Here is a 16123-nt window from a genome sequence, read left to right on the forward strand (position 1 = left end):
ATTCATTATTTGTAAACACTTTTATTTTATACCATTAGTAAAAGTATCGAAATTATACTGCACACTAAACTTATAGCACTTAAAATTGTTACTATTTGAGTTATATTTAATCCCTTTTCTTGCAGTCTAAAATGTATCTGGCTTCTATCTGCCTGATATACAGGTTTTCCTTCTGAAAATCTTTTGAAAATTACAAATAAATTATCAAAAATAGGAACTGCAAGAGCTAAAATCGGCAACATTAAACTTAAAATTGTTGCTTGCTTAAAAGCACCATCTAAAGCAATTATACTTAAGATAAATCCTAAGAAATTTGCACCTGAATCTCCCATAAATATTTTTGCTGGATACTTATTATATACAAGAAACCCTAAAATTGTTCCTGCTAATATAAGTGAAAAATATAATGATGGTGGTTGATTTAATATCACTGCTGTTGCTGCAAAAGTTAATGTTGATATAAACGATAAAGAACCTGCTAATCCATCCATTCCATCAGACCAGTTTATTACAGTAGTTACACCAAAAATCCATGTTATTGTAAGAATAAATTGAATTATTGGCGGCAATGTAATATATATTCCTGTCAAAGGATTAGTAAAACCTTCAAATGATACACCACATTTATATACTATAACAGCTGCTAATAATTGTACTATCATTCTTGGAATTATTCCAAATTCCTTGCCAATACTTTTATTATAGTCATCTATTATTCCAATAACTAAAATCATTAGAGCTCCAATAAATATTCCGTACTTTTCATCAAAAGGATGATTTCTAAAAACAAAGAAGTATAATGTGAAAAATCCTATGAACATAGCTATTCCACCACATAAAGGAATTTCTCCTCTATGTATTTTTCTTTTCGTTGGTTTATCTGTAAAATTATATTTAATAGACAATTTCATTAGAAAAGGGATTATTCCTGCTACTAATAAAAAAGACATTAACATAGCTAATATATACTTCATCAATTTGCTCCTTATGTGTATTGTATTTAAATTTCACTTAAATATTCTATTAGCATTATACTATTTTTCGTGCTTTTTATCAAATATTAGTATTTTTATTTACATAAAAAGATATGCAAAAAAGACAGAACTATTATAAGTTCTGCCTTTTCTTATTAAAAACTAGTTTTTAGCATCAATCATTGCTTTAACCTTCATAAGTCTTGTTAAAGCACCTCTTTCATTTTCATCAAGCTTCATTCTTATAAACTTGATAGTTTCTTGTAATTGAGGAATTGTCATATACTCAAGGGCATTAACCCTTCTTCTAGTTTTTTCTATTTCATCAGCCATTAACTGAGTTGATTTTTCCACTTCTGCAAGCTCAAGCAATTTAGGGAATATTGAATATAGCTTCGTAATCGCATCGTCAAGCTCTGAAGATGTATTTGCAAAACCATATGGGAATATACCGCCTTCATCATCTTGAAGCTGTCTGTGAAATTCCATTTTTGGAACATTAACGCTCATTACGTTTTTTACTCCTACTTCAACAGAAATGCTATCTTTAGGATAAGCAACTGCTTCCTCTAAAAATTCTGTACTCATTACAGCACTTGCCATAACGAAATCTTTAAAAGAACCTTCTAACTCTGCTTCTACTTCTTTTCTAAGCTGATTGTTATATTTAACAAGACCTATAAATTGTCTCATTAATTCATCTTGCTTATCTTTTAAAAGCTTATGACTTCTTACAGATGTTGCTAGTCTCTTTTTAAGCTTAGTCAGCTCCATTCTAGTAGGATTGACATTTAATTTTGCCATATTCTACTCTTCCTCTCCCTTAGGCATATACTTTTCAAGATATTCATCTCTAATTCTCTTAAGCTCTGTTCTTGGAAGTATCTTTAATAACTTCCATCCTAAGTTTAATGTTTCTTCAATAGATCTATTTGTATTGAATCCTTGAGAAACATATTCTTTTTCAAATGCTTCTGCAAATTTAGCAAATTTCTTATCTGCATCAGATAAAGCTGATTCACCTAAGATAGCTGATAATTCTTTAGCTTGCTTACCTTGAGCATAAGCTGAGAATAATTGGTTCATTGTATCAGCATGATCTTCTCTTGTCTTACCTTTACCAATACCCTTATCTTTAAGTCTTGATAATGATGGTAAAACATCTATTGGAGGCATAATACCTTTCTTATATAATTCCTTAGAAAGAATTATTTGTCCTTCTGTAATATATCCTGTTAAGTCAGGAATTGGGTGAGTCTTATCTTCTTCTGGCATTGTAAGTATTGGAATTTGAGTGATTGATCCACCTCTTCCAGTAATCCTTCCTGCTCTTTCATATAATGTAGAAAGGTCAGTATATAAGTATCCTGGATATCCTCTTCTACCTGGAACTTCTTTTCTTGCTGCAGATACTTCTCTTAATGCTTCAGCATAGTTAGTGATATCTGTCATGATAACAAGAACGTGCATATCTTTTTCATATGCTAAATATTCAGCAGCTGTTAATGCCATTCTTGGTGTAGAAATTCTTTCGATAGCTGGGTCAGATGCTAAGTTCATGAATAATACTGCATTATCTATAGCACCAGTCTTCTTAAATTCATCAACGAAGAATTGAGATTCTTCAAATGTTATACCTATAGCAGCAAATACAACAGCAAAGTTAGTGTCTGAATTTAAAACTTTTGCTTGTCTTGCTATTTGTGCAGCTAATTCTGCATGTGGAAGACCTGATGCAGAGAATACAGGAAGTTTTTGTCCTCTAACTAAAGTGTTTAATCCATCGATAGCTGAAATTCCTGTTTGTATGAACTCTGCTGGGAAGTCTCTTGATACTGGGTTAATAGCTTCACCATTGATATCTTTATATGCTTCTGGTATTATTTTTGGACCATTGTCTATTGGATGACCCATACCATCGAATATTCTTCCTATCATATCTTCAGAAACACCAAGCTCTAATGATCTTCCTAAGAATTTAGCTTTTGTTCCTTTTAAGTTAATTCCTGATGATCCTTCATATAACTGAACTACTGCTCTAGTTCCGTTAACTTCTAGAACCTTACCTCTTCTTTTTTCACCAGTTTGTATTTCAACTTCAACTAGCTCATCGTATTTTACACCGCTAACTCCTTCAACAACCATTAAAGGACCTACAACTTCAGTTACAGTTCTATATTCCTTAAGCATTCAGAACTCCTCCTTTGCTGATTAATTCGTCTATAGCAGCTTTAACTTCCGCAGCTATTTCATCAGTTCTATTTATGTCTTTTTCTTCTATATATTTTGCTCTAGCAACTTTATCTCTAACTTCTAAGTTTAAGATATCATTTAAATATACACCTGCTTCAAGAGCTCTTTCTGCTTCTTTCTTGAAAAGAATTACTAACTTAAGCATTCTATATTGCTTTTCAAGTGAAGTATAAGTATCTACTTCATGGAAACTGTTTTGTTGTAAGTAATCTTCTCTAATAGATTTAGCAACTTCAAGTTTTAATCTATCTTGAGCTGATAAGGCATCAATACCAATTAATCTTACGATTTCTTCTAAGCTTGCTTCTTCTTGTAATAAAGCCATAGCTTCCATTCTTAATTCTGACCAGTCTGGTGCAACTTCTCTATTGAAGTAAGCATCAACTGTATCTGCATATAATGAATATGAAGATAACCAGTTTATTGCTGGGAAGTGTCTCTTATATGCAAGTTGAGCATCTAATCCCCAGAATACTTTTACTATTCTTAATGTTGATTGAGTAACTGGCTCAGATATATCTCCACCTGGAGGAGAAACGGCACCGATAGCTGTAACAGCTCCTTCTCTACCATCTTTACCTAAACAGATAACTCTACCAGCTCTTTCATAGTATTCAGCAAGTCTTGATCCTAAGTATGCTGGATATCCTTCATCACCTGGCATTTCTTCAAGTCTACCAGACATTTCTCTAAGTGCTTCTGCCCATCTTGAAGTTGAGTCAGCCATAATTGATACTGAGTAACCCATATCTCTGAAGTATTCAGCAATTGTTATACCAGTGTAAATTGATGCTTCTCTGGCAGCAACTGGCATGTTAGATGTATTTGCAATAAGAACTGTTCTCTTCATCAAACTTTGACCAGTTTTAGGGTCAATTAGTTCTGGGAATTCATTAAGAACATCTGTCATTTCGTTTCCACGTTCTCCACATCCAACGTAAACAACTATTTCAGCATCTCCCCATTTAGCAATTTGATGCTGAGTTACTGTCTTACCAGCTCCGAAAGGTCCTGGTACTGCAGCCGCTCCCCCTTTAGTTACAGGGAAGAATGTATCTATAACTCTTTGACCTGTAGTCATTGGAGCATCTGGCTTTAATTTTGTTGCATAAGGTCTACCTTTTCTTGCAGGCCATTTTTGCATTAATGATAGTTCTCTATCACCTTTAGCTGTTTCAACAACACATACAGTACTGTCAACTGTGAAGTCTCCGCCTTTTATTGATTTAACCTTACCACTTACTCCGTAAGGTACCATTATTTTATGTAATACTACAGCAGTTTCTTGAACTGTACCTATTACATCACCTGCTTCTACTTCATCGCCTTCTTTTACAGTAGGAACAAATGTCCAAACTTTTTCTCTATCTAATGCATTAACTGCTATACCTCTTACTAGGAAAGGAGACTTAGCTGCTCTTTCAAAAGCATCTAAAGGTCTTTGTATTCCATCAAACATTGATTCTATTAATCCAGGTCCAAGCTCTAAGCTTAAAGGTTCTCCTGTTGTTATAACTGGATCTCCTGTTCCGATACCTGTTGTTTCTTCGTAAACTTGGATAGATGCCTTATCTCCTCTCATTTCGATGATTTCACCGATAAGCTTCTTTTCTCCAACCTTAACTACGTCATATATATTAGCTTCTTCCATTCCTTCAGCTACAACTAAAGGTCCAGAAACTTTAATAATTCTTCCGGTCTTCACTTCTCCAACCTACCTTCCTATAAAATATTCATACCTACAGCTTTTTCCACACTATCACTAATTCTCTTAGAACCTATATTTAAAGTTCCTTGATTACTTGGAATTAATATTACAGCAGGAAGCAATTGATTGTTATAACGTTCAATAGTTTCTTCTATTGTTACAGCTACGTGTTCTGTAACAAATATAACTGCATAATCATTCATAGCCATCTTATCTACTGCTCTTCTTGCTTCATCTGCTCCAACTACTGGTGCAACATCTACGCCAAGTGCTTTGAAAGCTAAAACTGAGTCCTTATCTCCAACAACTCCAATTTTCTTATACATAACTATCACGCAGCCTTTCTCTAATTACTTCCTCAGCAACATTATTAAGCTTGCCAACCATTATAATTCTAATTAATTTAATTTCTGTTTCCTTTGCATATATATAAGAAAGAATTCTTTCTGGTCCAAAGGTAACAAATTTTGAATCCTTCATTAGCGCCATTATATAATTATCGCTTAATTTTTCTAATAGGTTTGCTGAATTTGTAGCTATATAACCTTCTAATCCTTCTCTTACTACCTCTGAGTAAACTGAAAAACTTAGCTTAGAAATAATATTTTCTGGTGATTCATTGATTATTGATACTAATGTATCTTTATCTATGTATCCACCTGGAACAATAACTTCTTGAGCAAATTCACGTCCTTTACCTTGCTTCTTAATTCTTAGTAAAGTCTTGATATTTGTTGAATCAATCATTGCATTTATTATTTTATCAGTAAAACTGTAGTTTAATGATTTTCTTATTTGAACTAATTCTTCAAACATAAACTTATCTACAATTATATCGATTCTTTGTGGATCTTTTGTTGCCTCAAAATCTTCAACTGCTGCCATAACAGCCTTACCTATATTTCCTCTTAAATCACCAAAACTATCTGAGTCAATCTTTCTTTTTATTTCATTGACATCATCTTTTCCTAAGTGAATTAGAAGATTAGAAAAATCTTTTCCTAAGAATTTACCTTTTAAAAGCACCTTTACATTATGGTAAATATATTTTGTACTAAATAAATTTACAATGTCTTTTACTGGACATAATTCATATACCAGATTATAAACTCTTTGTAATTCAGCACTTAACATTTCCTCATAATCACTTGCTCTTTTTACATTCCCCATAACATTTGCATACTCAGTTTCACTAAGTATTTTTATAACATCATCTGCATCTGGAGCTTCTATCATTCTTTCAATTTTGGCCTTATCAAGGAGTCTTGTTTCTAATACCCATATTCTTGAAAGAGCTTGGGTAAATTGCATTAAATCCATAACTTACCTCCTTAATTAAATAACACCTGCGCAACTTCAAATTCTAATTCATCTTTTAATGAATCAACAAGAGCTTCAAAAGTATTATTAACTTCTACGCCACCTTTTTCTAAAACGAAACCACCTCTAAATGATCCAACAGTTTCACTTATTTTGATTTCACCTTTAAGTCCTTTTGCTTTTAATTCTGTATTAATTTGCTCAACGACTTCTTTTGATACTATTTTTTGACCATCGTTATTTAAGATTAATGATTCATCACCATCTATATCTAATGATAAAATAGAATCTTTTATAAATTTAACAAATTCTCTATCATTTAATTTACATAATTTTTCTACACTCTTAGAGAATACTTCTTCAATTACTTCTTGCTTAGCAGCTAATTTTTCATTTCTTGCTTTAAGCTTAGCACCTGAAATTACTCTTTCTCTTTTAGATTTAGCTTCAATTTCAGCTTTTTCTAAAATTTCTGTTTCAAGTTCTTTGGCAGAAGCAACTTTTTTAGAAAGAATCTTATTTTTTTCTTCTTCAGCAGCAGCTAAAATACTTTCCTTTCTTCCTTCAGCATCCCTTAAGATTTTTGAAGTAATATTATTTACTGACATATCCTATATCTCCAATCTTATATCATGTTAACTAACATGAATGATATAACGAATCCTAATAATGCATAAGTTTCAACCATAGCTGAAAGTATAATTCCTTTTGTGTTATGTTCTGGCTTCTTAGCTAATATTTGAATACCTGCAGCAGCAACTCTACCTTGAGCAATACCTGAGAATAAACCTGCTATAGCAACTGGTAAACATGCACCGATTAATACTAATCCAGTAGCTAAATCCATTCCTGGAGCAAGCTTAGTGTAAGCAACGAAACCAATAACGAAACCATATAAACCTTGAGTACCTGGTAATAATTCTAATACTAACGCCTTACCGAACTTTTCTGGTTCTTCTGTAACTAATCCTGAAGCGGCTTCCCCAACTAAACCAACACCTTTAGCTGAACCTATACCTGCTAAACCAACTGCTAAAGCAACACCAATTGCTCCAAATATCATTCCACCATCGTTATTCATAAAAAATTCTATCCAAGTTTGTACAAATTCCATTTTAATTTCCTCCTAATTTTCCTTTAAATTCATATATTTTTCTGATACTGTAAATGGCTCAAATTGTTTTCCGCCACCTTCGTAGAATTTACCAAAGTATTCTACATATTGTAATCTTGCTGTATGAACATAAGCTCCAAGTAAACTTAATCCTAAGTTAAATATGTGTATTAAAACAAATAGTAATGGTATAACTACTATAGCGTACCATCCACTCATTTGAGTAATAAGCATATTGAAAGCTGATGCTATACATCCACCTGATAATCCAAGTGCCATAAGTCTTGAATAAGAAACTAAGTCTCCTACATATCCTGTAATGTTATATAAGTTATATAACCCTTGACCTATTTGCGCACCTTTACTCTTTTCATTTCTACCACCAGAGTAAATTATTAAAAGTGCACCAATAACCATACCAGCTATTGCAATGTATTTAACTACTGTTGGCCACCCTAAAAGTATACAACCAGCAAAAATACCTATTGAAACAAGCTCTATTATCCAAGAACCTACATCAACAATGGCATCAAATGATTTACCCATTTTGCAAAGGTATGAGAACTTAATTATAAGTCCAGCAAATATTTGAACAACACCAAATACAATTGATATTGCTAATATTGTAACAACATCTCTTGTTGGAACTAAAAGTCCTGGTATTGGTAAAATATCACCAAAATATGAACCATAAATCATACCAAATATAATTGTAGGTATACTTACAAATAAACCAAATCTTAAGAAATCTGCTGTTTCTTTTTTTAGTTTTAATGATTTAAGTGCTAATAAACATATTAATAACATTGTTAATCCATATCCTGCATCAGCAACCATCATACCAAAGAATACAAGGTAGAATGGTGTTAAAAACGGAGTTGGATCCCACTCATCATATCTAGGTGTACTATACATTGATGTAACAGATTCAAAAGCAGATACTAGTTTACTATTTCTAAGCTTTACTGGTACCTCTTCAACTTCATCTTCCTTAACATCTTCAAATGTCATATAGTAATCTTCACCTGTAACTTCTTTACAAATTGCACTTAAAGCATTATTGTCTTCACAAGCACACCATCCTTGAATAGTAACAGTGCTGTTTGTTCTTAAGAAGTTTGTTGATGCTTTTTCTCTAGATACTTTATTGAAGTAATAATCATAAACTAGTTGCATTATCTTCATATCTTCTTCATAAGAAGCCAGTTCTTCCTTCATTAAAAATATCTTTGTCTTTATGTCCTCAATCTTGGCAGATAAATCCATTATTGTTTTTTGAGGAACATCTTTGTAGTCAGTCTTAAATGCACTGAAACCATAATTTCTAATTAAACTTAAAGTTTCATCTGCTTTAGAGCCATCAACTAATATAAGTACATTAGTATCATTACTGTTTCTTGAAACAACTTCTACATAAGCATCTTTTAAAGCAGAGCTTAGCTCTTCTTCATATTGTTTTGCAATACTACCTATGAAATAAGCTGTTTTGTTTAACTCATCTAGATTTTCAAAGGAACAGTCTAGCGATTCCCAAGGTTTTAATATGTCAATTTCACCTTGAAGTTTAACTATTGAATTTTCAAAATCATGTAATTGTTCTTCTTTTTCTTTTACTTTTTCGTAAATAGCAGGCCAATTTGATTTTTCAACCAATTCTTCTAATTCCTCTACAGATAAGCTTTGCCTATCATCTTGTATTGATTGTAATAAAGACTTTTTAGGCATATAGCCATTCAGAAAATCTAGAGATGATTTAGCTTTTGATAAATTTTCTTCATACTCTGAACTATTTGAATCCACTTCATCTTTTGAAAGTTCTTTTAAAACTTCATTTTTTTCAAGTTTTTCTTCATCTTGAAGATTGATAAACTCAACCTTAGAAAATCCTTGTAACTTACGAAGAAGCTCTTTTTTGTGAGATTCAAAAGTAACCAAAGTGAATTTGTTCATCTTAACTATTGCCATGAATCTTCACTATCCTCTCAACAACTATATTAATAGCATTTTCTTTTAATGTAGGTGATAAATTTCTTATACTTTCTTTTTCTTTCTCACCGTTTTCTAAAATAGGCTTTGCTTCAACATTTCCAGCTTCTACAGCTTCTCCTATTAATTTATCAGCTTTTGCTCTAGCTTCTTTTACAATAGTATTATATTGTTCTTCTGCTTCACTATTGGCCTTTAAAATTAATTCCTTAGCTGCTTTATTAGCTTCAGTTATCATATTTTCAGCTTGTAGTTCTGCTTTTTTAATTTCATTAATTGCCTGTAATGCCAAAATCTCACCACCTTTTCTCGTATTATATAATCAATGATAATATAAAGATTAATATATTTCATGGTAAAGTTAATACTTTATATAGTATTGATTACTATTTTAATTATACACAATTTCATGTTTTTATCAACTTATTTTTGTGATTTTTCTTGAAAAAGTTCACTTGTTCATTTTTATCTATGGATTTTATGGATTTATTTATACTACTTTTTTCTTTTATTAAGTTAGCTAAATGAATATTTCCACTACATTTTCCTCATATCCAAAAAGCATATAAGTATCCTTTTCTTCTATTTCTCCACTTTGAATAAATTTATTTATATTTATGCAGAACTTCTCAACATAGTAATCTCTAAAGGAATATTCACCTCTATATTTTTCCTTGATTTTTTCTTCTTCCTCTTTGGCAATTTTGCTCACTAAGAATTCAGGCATACCTCTTCTCTTATTTGAGTTTAAATAATCATATCTTATTATATCTCGTAAGATATGATTATCTTCTTTAATAATTTTACTATTAAAATCTAAAAATACTTTATAATATTCGTTATTCCCTATATTTCTATTAAAATACCCCTTTTCATCAAAGAATCTGCTTAAAGAGTAAAACATTTCAAAAGGAGTATTAAACTTAGGTTCAAAATATTTTATTATATTATCAAACTTCTGAGAGTTATAATATTTATCTACCATATGTTCTACTTTCTTAAGTAAATTAAGTTCATCATATGAAATATCCTTTGTGCTTAATATTTCATATGGAGGATATGGTGAATACTTCATTTCATATTCATGGGCTTCCTCTCTCATAGATGATCCTCTTAATAACTTTAAAAATCCTAGTTGAATTTCTTCTGGCCTAATAGAGTAAACATCATTAAACGACTTTTTGAAAGACTTTAAATCTTCCCCTGGAAGTCCTGCAATTAAATCAAGATGTTGTTTTATATTTCTGATAGACATAAGCTCTTCAACTTTTTCTTTAATATCACTAAAATTAACAAATCTATTAATTCTAAATAAAACATCATCATTGGTAGTCTGAACACCCACTTCAAACTGGAATCTATCCTTTGGCGCTTTACGTAATAATTCTATCTCTTGAGGTTTTAAAATATCTGCTGAAATTTCAAAATGGAATTTTGTATCAGTATCGGCATTTATTAAAAACTCCCATATAGCCATAGAAAATTTATAATTGCAATTAAAAGTCCTATCAACAAATTTAACTAATCTTACTTTCTTATCTATAAAATACTGCAGTTCTCTTTTCACTCTTTCAATATTTAGAAATCTTACTCCATGTGTTGTGGATGATAGACAATATTTACAATTAAAAGGACATCCTCTTGATGCTTCATAATAAACTATCTTATTATCTAAATTTTCATCTTCATCATAAGGAAAGACTATTTCATCCATATTCATTAAAGGCCTCTTACCATTAATAAAAATTTCATTATCTTTCTTATAATAAAGCCCCCTTATCTCTTCTATAGACTTCATACCAAGCTTATATTCCACAAATTCTTTATACGTCTTTTCGCCTTCTCCTTCAATTATGTACTCTCCTGGAAGCTCCTTTAAGATGTTCATACTATCATAAGAAACTTCAGGGCCACCATAAAGAATCTCAATACTTTCATCTACAGCTTTAATTAAATAAGAAAGTCTTGTAACTACTTCTATATTCCATATGTAAGTAGAAAAAGCCACAACTTGAGGCTTTTCCTTAATTATTTCTTCTAATATCCTCTCATCTCTATCATTAATAGAAAACTCTCTAATTATACATTCATAATCTAATCTTTCTGTAAATTTTTTTAAATACCTTACTGCTAAATTGCTGTGAATGTATTTTGAGTTAATTGCCGTAAGTAAAATTTTCATTGTTTATCCCAACCTTTTTCATTATTTTTTTCTTGCTTTAATATAATAAATATCTTCCCATACCTTTTCTTCCTGAATACAAAACTGTTCTGTTAGAATCTTTCTTGTCTCTTCAATACCAGATGAAGTCATTGGATTTAAATTCTTAAACTGAAACTCTTTAATCTTTTCTGATGGAAGAATTACTCTTATCTTATTATTAAATAACTTTCCTATTTCCTTATTAATATCCCATATATAAATACTTCCTCCAGTTTTTATACTTCTACTTATCTTCTGAAGCAACCTTTCTCTTTGAGAATCTCCCCAGATATTACTTAGAGCAAAGAAAATAGTACAGTTATCATAGCTTCTTTCTTTAAGCACTTCCGAATTTTCCTCTTCAATATAATCTACTGAAACTTCGTCATCAATATCTTTTGCTATATTATATATGACTCCAAAGCTTTCACCTACATCTAGAACATCCCCCCTTATATTAATATGGCTTAAATTCAATACTATAGTTTTTCCCATATTATCCCCCTTTATTACACTTAACATTTTACTATTTTTTTACTACTTTATAAATATATTATGTTTACCTGCCGTTGAATATATTTTTTCATTATTTATCTTTGCTATTTTATTGACCCTTCTTTTCTTTAAATTTCATGACAATAATCAAAACTATAGCAATGATAAATATTATTAGAAATACCCATATTATCTTAGGAAGATTAAAAACTGATAGATTATTGCCATTTCCTAACTTATATATACACCCTATACTGCTATCCAAAATATACATACTATCTTTATGATATCTTATACTTTTAATCTCACTTCCTTCTGAAAGTCTTATTATTGATTTTGCCACACCTTCACCATTCATAGCATATAATGTCTTTTCCTTATTATCTGCAAATACAATGGTATCCTTACTCAAGCAATTACCATCTATATCTATTGCTAGTCCTTCTAGCGCGTTAATGGATTTATGTTGATAAACAGGACCATAAACCACTTCTGTAGGATGATTTTTTATTATAAATCCATTAGCTTCCTTTCCAGCTATAAATCTGGGAGAATTTACAGGATCACCTCCACTGAAATCAGGCCAACCATACCAACTCTTTTCTTTTATCATATATATATAATCCTTATCATTGGCTAAAGGCCTTGCTCCAGAATCTTCAACACCTCCTACTATAGCAATTATTTTGCCATCACTAGTAATGCTATAACCTTTAACATTTCTTATTCCTGTAGCATATGTAGTTATTTCATTATCTATAAGATTACATGATATTATACTTGCATTGCTAAGTTTTCCTTCATTTATAGTTGAATCCTCCTGAGCTGACTCTGAGTATTTACAAAATCCTGAAGTACCACCACTACCATACTTCTTTCCAGATAATATCCAATGAAATGATGGTATATCTACTTCCGCTCCTGGACTGTCTACTACTCCACTATTAGTATTACTACCTATAGATGCATATAAAATATCCCCTTTAATTAAAAGCTTAATTTCCTTATTAATACCGTTATTAGGAATATTATTAACTATATCGCTAAATGTTCCATTATCTAAGTCATACTTCACAATAGAATTTCCGCTAGATATTATCAAATAATTTTTATATACTGCAATATCATATATTTTTAAAGTGTCATTACTAAGCAATCGTTCAACTTTATTATCTTCATTGATTCTTTCCACTGAATTTTTATAAGCAACATATATATTTCCATCATTATCAAAATCAAAGGAAACAGCATTTAAACAATCCTTATTATTAATTGTCCACTGGATATCATCATATACTATATTAAGTTTGTATTTAGCATCTAGATTATATATACCAAAAGATATGGCTACAATAACTGCACTAACTATCAAAAAACTTATAATCTTTTTCATTACACCCCTCCCATTACTAAATTTATATTTTGTAATTTATAAAATATTCTCATTTAAAAATATATAAAATTTTAACTACTTTACATATATTAGGAAGTTTTTTATATTTATCATAATCTTTTTAGAGAAATATATATTTAATTTATAATATATTCATATTTTAGGAGGTTTTTATGAGTTATATAGAAATAATTAAAGCTATCATTCTTGGAATAATCCAAGGAATAACAGAATGGCTTCCAATCAGTAGTACAGGTCACATGATTTTAGTAGATGAATTTATAAAACTTGATTTTTCAGCGGAATATATTAATACATTTTTAGTAGTGGTGCAACTAGGATCCATTTTAGCTGTGGTCATATTATATTTCAACAAACTAAATCCCTTCTCCCTAAGCAAAAATACACAGGAAAAACAAGAAACTTGGAATTTATGGATTAAAGTGTTCATTGCAATCATTCCCTCCGGTATTGTAGGTGTATTATTTGAAGATAAAATAGATGAACTTTTTTTTAATCCTACAACCGTTGCTATAACTTTAATAATTTATGGAGTTATCTTTATTTTTCTTGAAGATAGAGATAAAAGACCTACTATACTTAATTTTTCTGATTTAAGCTACAAAACAGCTTTTGGTATTGGAATCTTCCAAGTACTAGCCTTGATACCTGGAACTTCACGTTCAGGAGCTACTATTATCGGAGCCACTCTTATTGGCGCCTCTCGTTTCATAGCTGCTGAATTTTCCTTTTTCCTAGCAATCCCTACCATGTTTGGAGCAAGTGCTGTGAAGCTTTTAAAAGCCGGATTTCATTTTGATGCTTTTCAATGGATAATTTTGCTTACAGGATCTTTTGTATCATTTATTGTTTCAATATTTGCCATAAAATTTCTTATGGATTATATTAAAAAACATAATTTTAAGTCATTTGGTTATTATAGGATTGTTTTAGGATTGTTAGTTCTCTTATATTTTTATGTAATAGCAATATAAGTGCTTTAAAAGTGTAGTAAAACTGCACTTTTTTACATAGAGTCTTAAAAATAATATATATTCATATTTCCTACATTTTTAGAATAAATATTATTAGTTACGTAAGCATTACTTAATTTTAAAATGCTTTTACCATTAATTCTGCTATTCTCATCTTTATTTAAAGGAGTGATAACGTGGAAAAAGATAATTTTTTTAAAAATTCTTTCTTTTTAACTGCTTCAAATATAACTACAGGGCTTCTTGGATTTATTTTTTCCATTTATCTTTCTAAGCTAATTGGAGCGGAAGGAATAGGTCTGTATGGAATAATAATGCCTATATATAATTTATTTATATGTCTTATGACCGCTGGAATAATAGCTGCTATTTCTAAACTTTCAGCCATATATACATCTAAGGGAGAAACAAATAATCTTTTTAAAACCATTAATTCTGTTGCTATTTTTAATATAATATGGTCTTTATTTATTGGTATCTTTGTATTTTTTCTAGCACCATACATAAGTAGATATGGAGTTAAAGATCTTAGAACACTTAATGCTATCAGAGTAACTTGTCCAGCTATGGTGTTTATATCTCTATCTAATATCTTAAAGGGCTATTTCTATGGAACTTCAAAAATAACTGCTCCTGCCCTTATAGATATTTTAGAAAAAGCTATGAGAATTATAACTATTTCTCTGTTAGTGTATATGTTTAAAGCAAAAACCTTATCTACCCTAGTTGCTTTAGCTTTTGTTTCTTTAGCCATTGGAGAATTACAAAGCCTTATATTACTCTATATTTATTATAGACATGTAATTAAATCTATACCTATTTCAAATGCAGCAACTGAAAGCAGAGGTCAATTATTATTTAATGTCTTTGTAATCTCCATTCCTTTATGTATCAATGGATTTTTAACAAATATTTTCTCAACAATTACAACATTAGTAGTTCCTAGAAGACTTGTTGCTGCTGGCTTTGAATATTCCATGGCCTTATCCATGATCGGTCGATTTGTTGGAATGTCTTTAACAATTGTGACTTTTCCTATAGTGGTGGTAAATTCAATAAATATGTTACTTGTGCCTGATTTATCAGAAAGCCTTAGCAGAGGAGAATATTATAACGCCTCTATTAGAATTAGAACAGTACTGAAGATAGCTTTTCTTTTAGGAATGGCTACAATGATAATTTGTCAACTTATCCCTGATGATTTAGGAATACTATTTTATGGCCGCAATGATTTAGGTCTTTATATAAAAGTTTGTTCAATTGCTTCACCAATTTTATTCCCTGCTAATACTATGTTCGGCATTCTTAATGGTTTAAATAAACAAGGCATAATTCTAAGAAATTCACTTATAATTTCTACATTTGAGTTAGTAATGCTTTTTTGTTTAACCAGTATTCCTAATATTAACATATTTTCATATGCAATTACTATATTCTTTTCATCTATCCTTAGCTTTACTATAAACATCATGGAGATACAAAAACATATAGACTTAAATTTATCTAAAATGAACATATTAATTTTTTCTCTTTTAGGAATTTTAATATTTTTAATTTTTAGAATAATAATTAACAGTTTACAAATGTACTCCTCCTTAATAAAAGTTATAGTTACAGTTATAGGAGTCTTTGCAATCTTTGCTTACTTAAGTACTTTCGGCTTAGAAGACGATTAAAATAGG

15 protein-coding genes are annotated in these 16123 nt (G+C 30.3%); 2 read left to right on the top strand and 13 right to left on the bottom strand.

What is annotated here, in order from left to right; all coding sequences use genetic code 11:
- Positions 1-26: 26 nt before the first annotated feature.
- The 13 genes from Q5O44_RS10415 to Q5O44_RS10475 form a co-directional block, all read right to left on the bottom strand.
- Positions 27-974 (bottom strand): MraY family glycosyltransferase, encoded by a 948-nt coding sequence (locus Q5O44_RS10415; RefSeq protein WP_022168359.1) that lies wholly within the window; start codon positions 972-974, stop codon positions 27-29.
- A 162-nt stretch (positions 975-1136) separates the two neighbouring features.
- Positions 1137-1778, bottom strand: a complete 642-nt coding sequence (locus Q5O44_RS10420) for a V-type ATP synthase subunit D (RefSeq protein WP_022168360.1) — start codon at positions 1776-1778, stop codon at positions 1137-1139.
- A 3-nt stretch (positions 1779-1781) separates the two neighbouring features.
- The gene (locus Q5O44_RS10425) at positions 1782-3164 is read right to left on the bottom strand and encodes a V-type ATP synthase subunit B (protein ID WP_022168361.1); all 1383 of its coding nucleotides are present in this window, start codon (positions 3162-3164) and stop codon (positions 1782-1784) included.
- Positions 3157-4932, bottom strand: coding sequence for a V-type ATP synthase subunit A (locus tag Q5O44_RS10430; RefSeq protein WP_022168362.1), 1776 nt, complete (start codon positions 4930-4932; stop codon positions 3157-3159). Before Q5O44_RS10430 ends, Q5O44_RS10425 begins: the two co-directional genes overlap by 8 nt.
- Before the next feature lie 17 nt (positions 4933-4949).
- The gene (locus tag Q5O44_RS10435; protein ID WP_291660784.1) at positions 4950-5261 is read right to left on the bottom strand and encodes a V-type ATP synthase subunit F; all 312 of its coding nucleotides are present in this window, start codon (positions 5259-5261) and stop codon (positions 4950-4952) included.
- A complete protein-coding gene (locus tag Q5O44_RS10440; RefSeq protein ID WP_022168364.1) occupies positions 5254-6255 on the bottom strand; it encodes a V-type ATP synthase subunit C in 1002 nt (333 codons plus the stop codon). Before Q5O44_RS10440 ends, Q5O44_RS10435 begins: the two co-directional genes overlap by 8 nt.
- Before the next feature lie 11 nt (positions 6256-6266).
- On the bottom strand, positions 6267-6863 hold the full coding sequence (locus tag Q5O44_RS10445; RefSeq protein WP_022168365.1) for a V-type ATP synthase subunit E: 597 nt from the start codon (positions 6861-6863) through the stop codon (positions 6267-6269).
- Between the two features lie 17 nt (positions 6864-6880).
- Complete coding sequence (locus Q5O44_RS10450; RefSeq protein ID WP_022168366.1) at positions 6881-7369, bottom strand: V-type ATP synthase subunit K; 489 nt, start codon at positions 7367-7369, stop codon at positions 6881-6883.
- 12 nt (positions 7370-7381) lie between these two features.
- Complete coding sequence (locus Q5O44_RS10455) at positions 7382-9334, bottom strand: V-type ATP synthase subunit I (protein WP_022168367.1); 1953 nt, start codon at positions 9332-9334, stop codon at positions 7382-7384.
- Complete coding sequence (locus tag Q5O44_RS10460; RefSeq protein ID WP_022168368.1) at positions 9321-9647, bottom strand: v-type sodium ATP synthase subunit G; 327 nt, start codon at positions 9645-9647, stop codon at positions 9321-9323. The genes Q5O44_RS10455 and Q5O44_RS10460 overlap by 14 nt, the downstream gene beginning before the upstream one ends.
- 228 nt (positions 9648-9875) lie before the next feature.
- Positions 9876-11537 carry a B12-binding domain-containing radical SAM protein gene (locus Q5O44_RS10465; protein ID WP_022168369.1) on the bottom strand — a complete coding sequence of 554 codons (1662 nt, stop codon included), beginning with the start codon at positions 11535-11537 and terminating at the stop codon, positions 9876-9878.
- Between the two features lie 21 nt (positions 11538-11558).
- A complete protein-coding gene (locus Q5O44_RS10470) occupies positions 11559-12053 on the bottom strand; it encodes a hypothetical protein (protein WP_022168370.1) in 495 nt (164 codons plus the stop codon).
- A 109-nt stretch (positions 12054-12162) separates the two neighbouring features.
- A complete protein-coding gene (locus Q5O44_RS10475; RefSeq protein ID WP_022168371.1) occupies positions 12163-13446 on the bottom strand; it encodes a hypothetical protein in 1284 nt (427 codons plus the stop codon).
- A gap of 173 nt (positions 13447-13619) precedes the next feature.
- Here Q5O44_RS10475 and Q5O44_RS10480 point away from each other — a divergent pair, with 173 nt between their 5' ends.
- Together Q5O44_RS10480 and spoVB are read left to right on the top strand one after the other, a co-directional pair.
- The gene (locus tag Q5O44_RS10480) at positions 13620-14441 is read left to right on the top strand and encodes an undecaprenyl-diphosphate phosphatase (protein ID WP_022168372.1); all 822 of its coding nucleotides are present in this window, start codon (positions 13620-13622) and stop codon (positions 14439-14441) included.
- A 176-nt stretch (positions 14442-14617) separates the two neighbouring features.
- Entirely contained in the window at positions 14618-16117 is a 1500-nt protein-coding gene (gene spoVB / locus Q5O44_RS10485) for a stage V sporulation protein B (protein ID WP_022168373.1), read from the top strand.
- Positions 16118-16123: the final 6 nt, after the last annotated feature.

The organism is Clostridium sp. CAG:221 (assembly GCA_000435835.1).
GTDB lineage: Bacteria > Bacillota > Clostridia > Clostridiales > Clostridiaceae > Clostridium.

Bases quoted from the DNA above. Each gene is read 5' to 3' on its own strand.
- Q5O44_RS10470 (WP_022168370.1), bottom strand. From the start codon at position 12,053: ATGGGAAAAACTATAGTATTGAATTTAAGCCATATTAATATAAGGGGG.
- Q5O44_RS10465 (WP_022168369.1), bottom strand. From the start codon at position 11,537: ATGAAAATTTTACTTACGGCAATTAACTCAAAATACATTCACAGCAAT.
- Q5O44_RS10440 (WP_022168364.1), bottom strand. From the start codon at position 6,255: ATGGATTTAATGCAATTTACCCAAGCTCTTTCAAGAATATGGGTATTA.
- Q5O44_RS10435 (WP_291660784.1), bottom strand. From the start codon at position 5,261: ATGTATAAGAAAATTGGAGTTGTTGGAGATAAGGACTCAGTTTTAGCT.
- Q5O44_RS10415 (WP_022168359.1), bottom strand. From the start codon at position 974: ATGAAGTATATATTAGCTATGTTAATGTCTTTTTTATTAGTAGCAGGA.
- Q5O44_RS10445 (WP_022168365.1), bottom strand. From the start codon at position 6,863: ATGTCAGTAAATAATATTACTTCAAAAATCTTAAGGGATGCTGAAGGA.
- Q5O44_RS10420 (WP_022168360.1), bottom strand. From the start codon at position 1,778: ATGGCAAAATTAAATGTCAATCCTACTAGAATGGAGCTGACTAAGCTT.
- Q5O44_RS10480 (WP_022168372.1), top strand. From the start codon at position 13,620: ATGAGTTATATAGAAATAATTAAAGCTATCATTCTTGGAATAATCCAA.
- Q5O44_RS10450 (WP_022168366.1), bottom strand. From the start codon at position 7,369: ATGGAATTTGTACAAACTTGGATAGAATTTTTTATGAATAACGATGGT.
- Q5O44_RS10455 (WP_022168367.1), bottom strand. From the start codon at position 9,334: ATGGCAATAGTTAAGATGAACAAATTCACTTTGGTTACTTTTGAATCT.
- Q5O44_RS10425 (WP_022168361.1), bottom strand. From the start codon at position 3,164: ATGCTTAAGGAATATAGAACTGTAACTGAAGTTGTAGGTCCTTTAATG.
- Q5O44_RS10475 (WP_022168371.1), bottom strand. From the start codon at position 13,446: ATGAAAAAGATTATAAGTTTTTTGATAGTTAGTGCAGTTATTGTAGCC.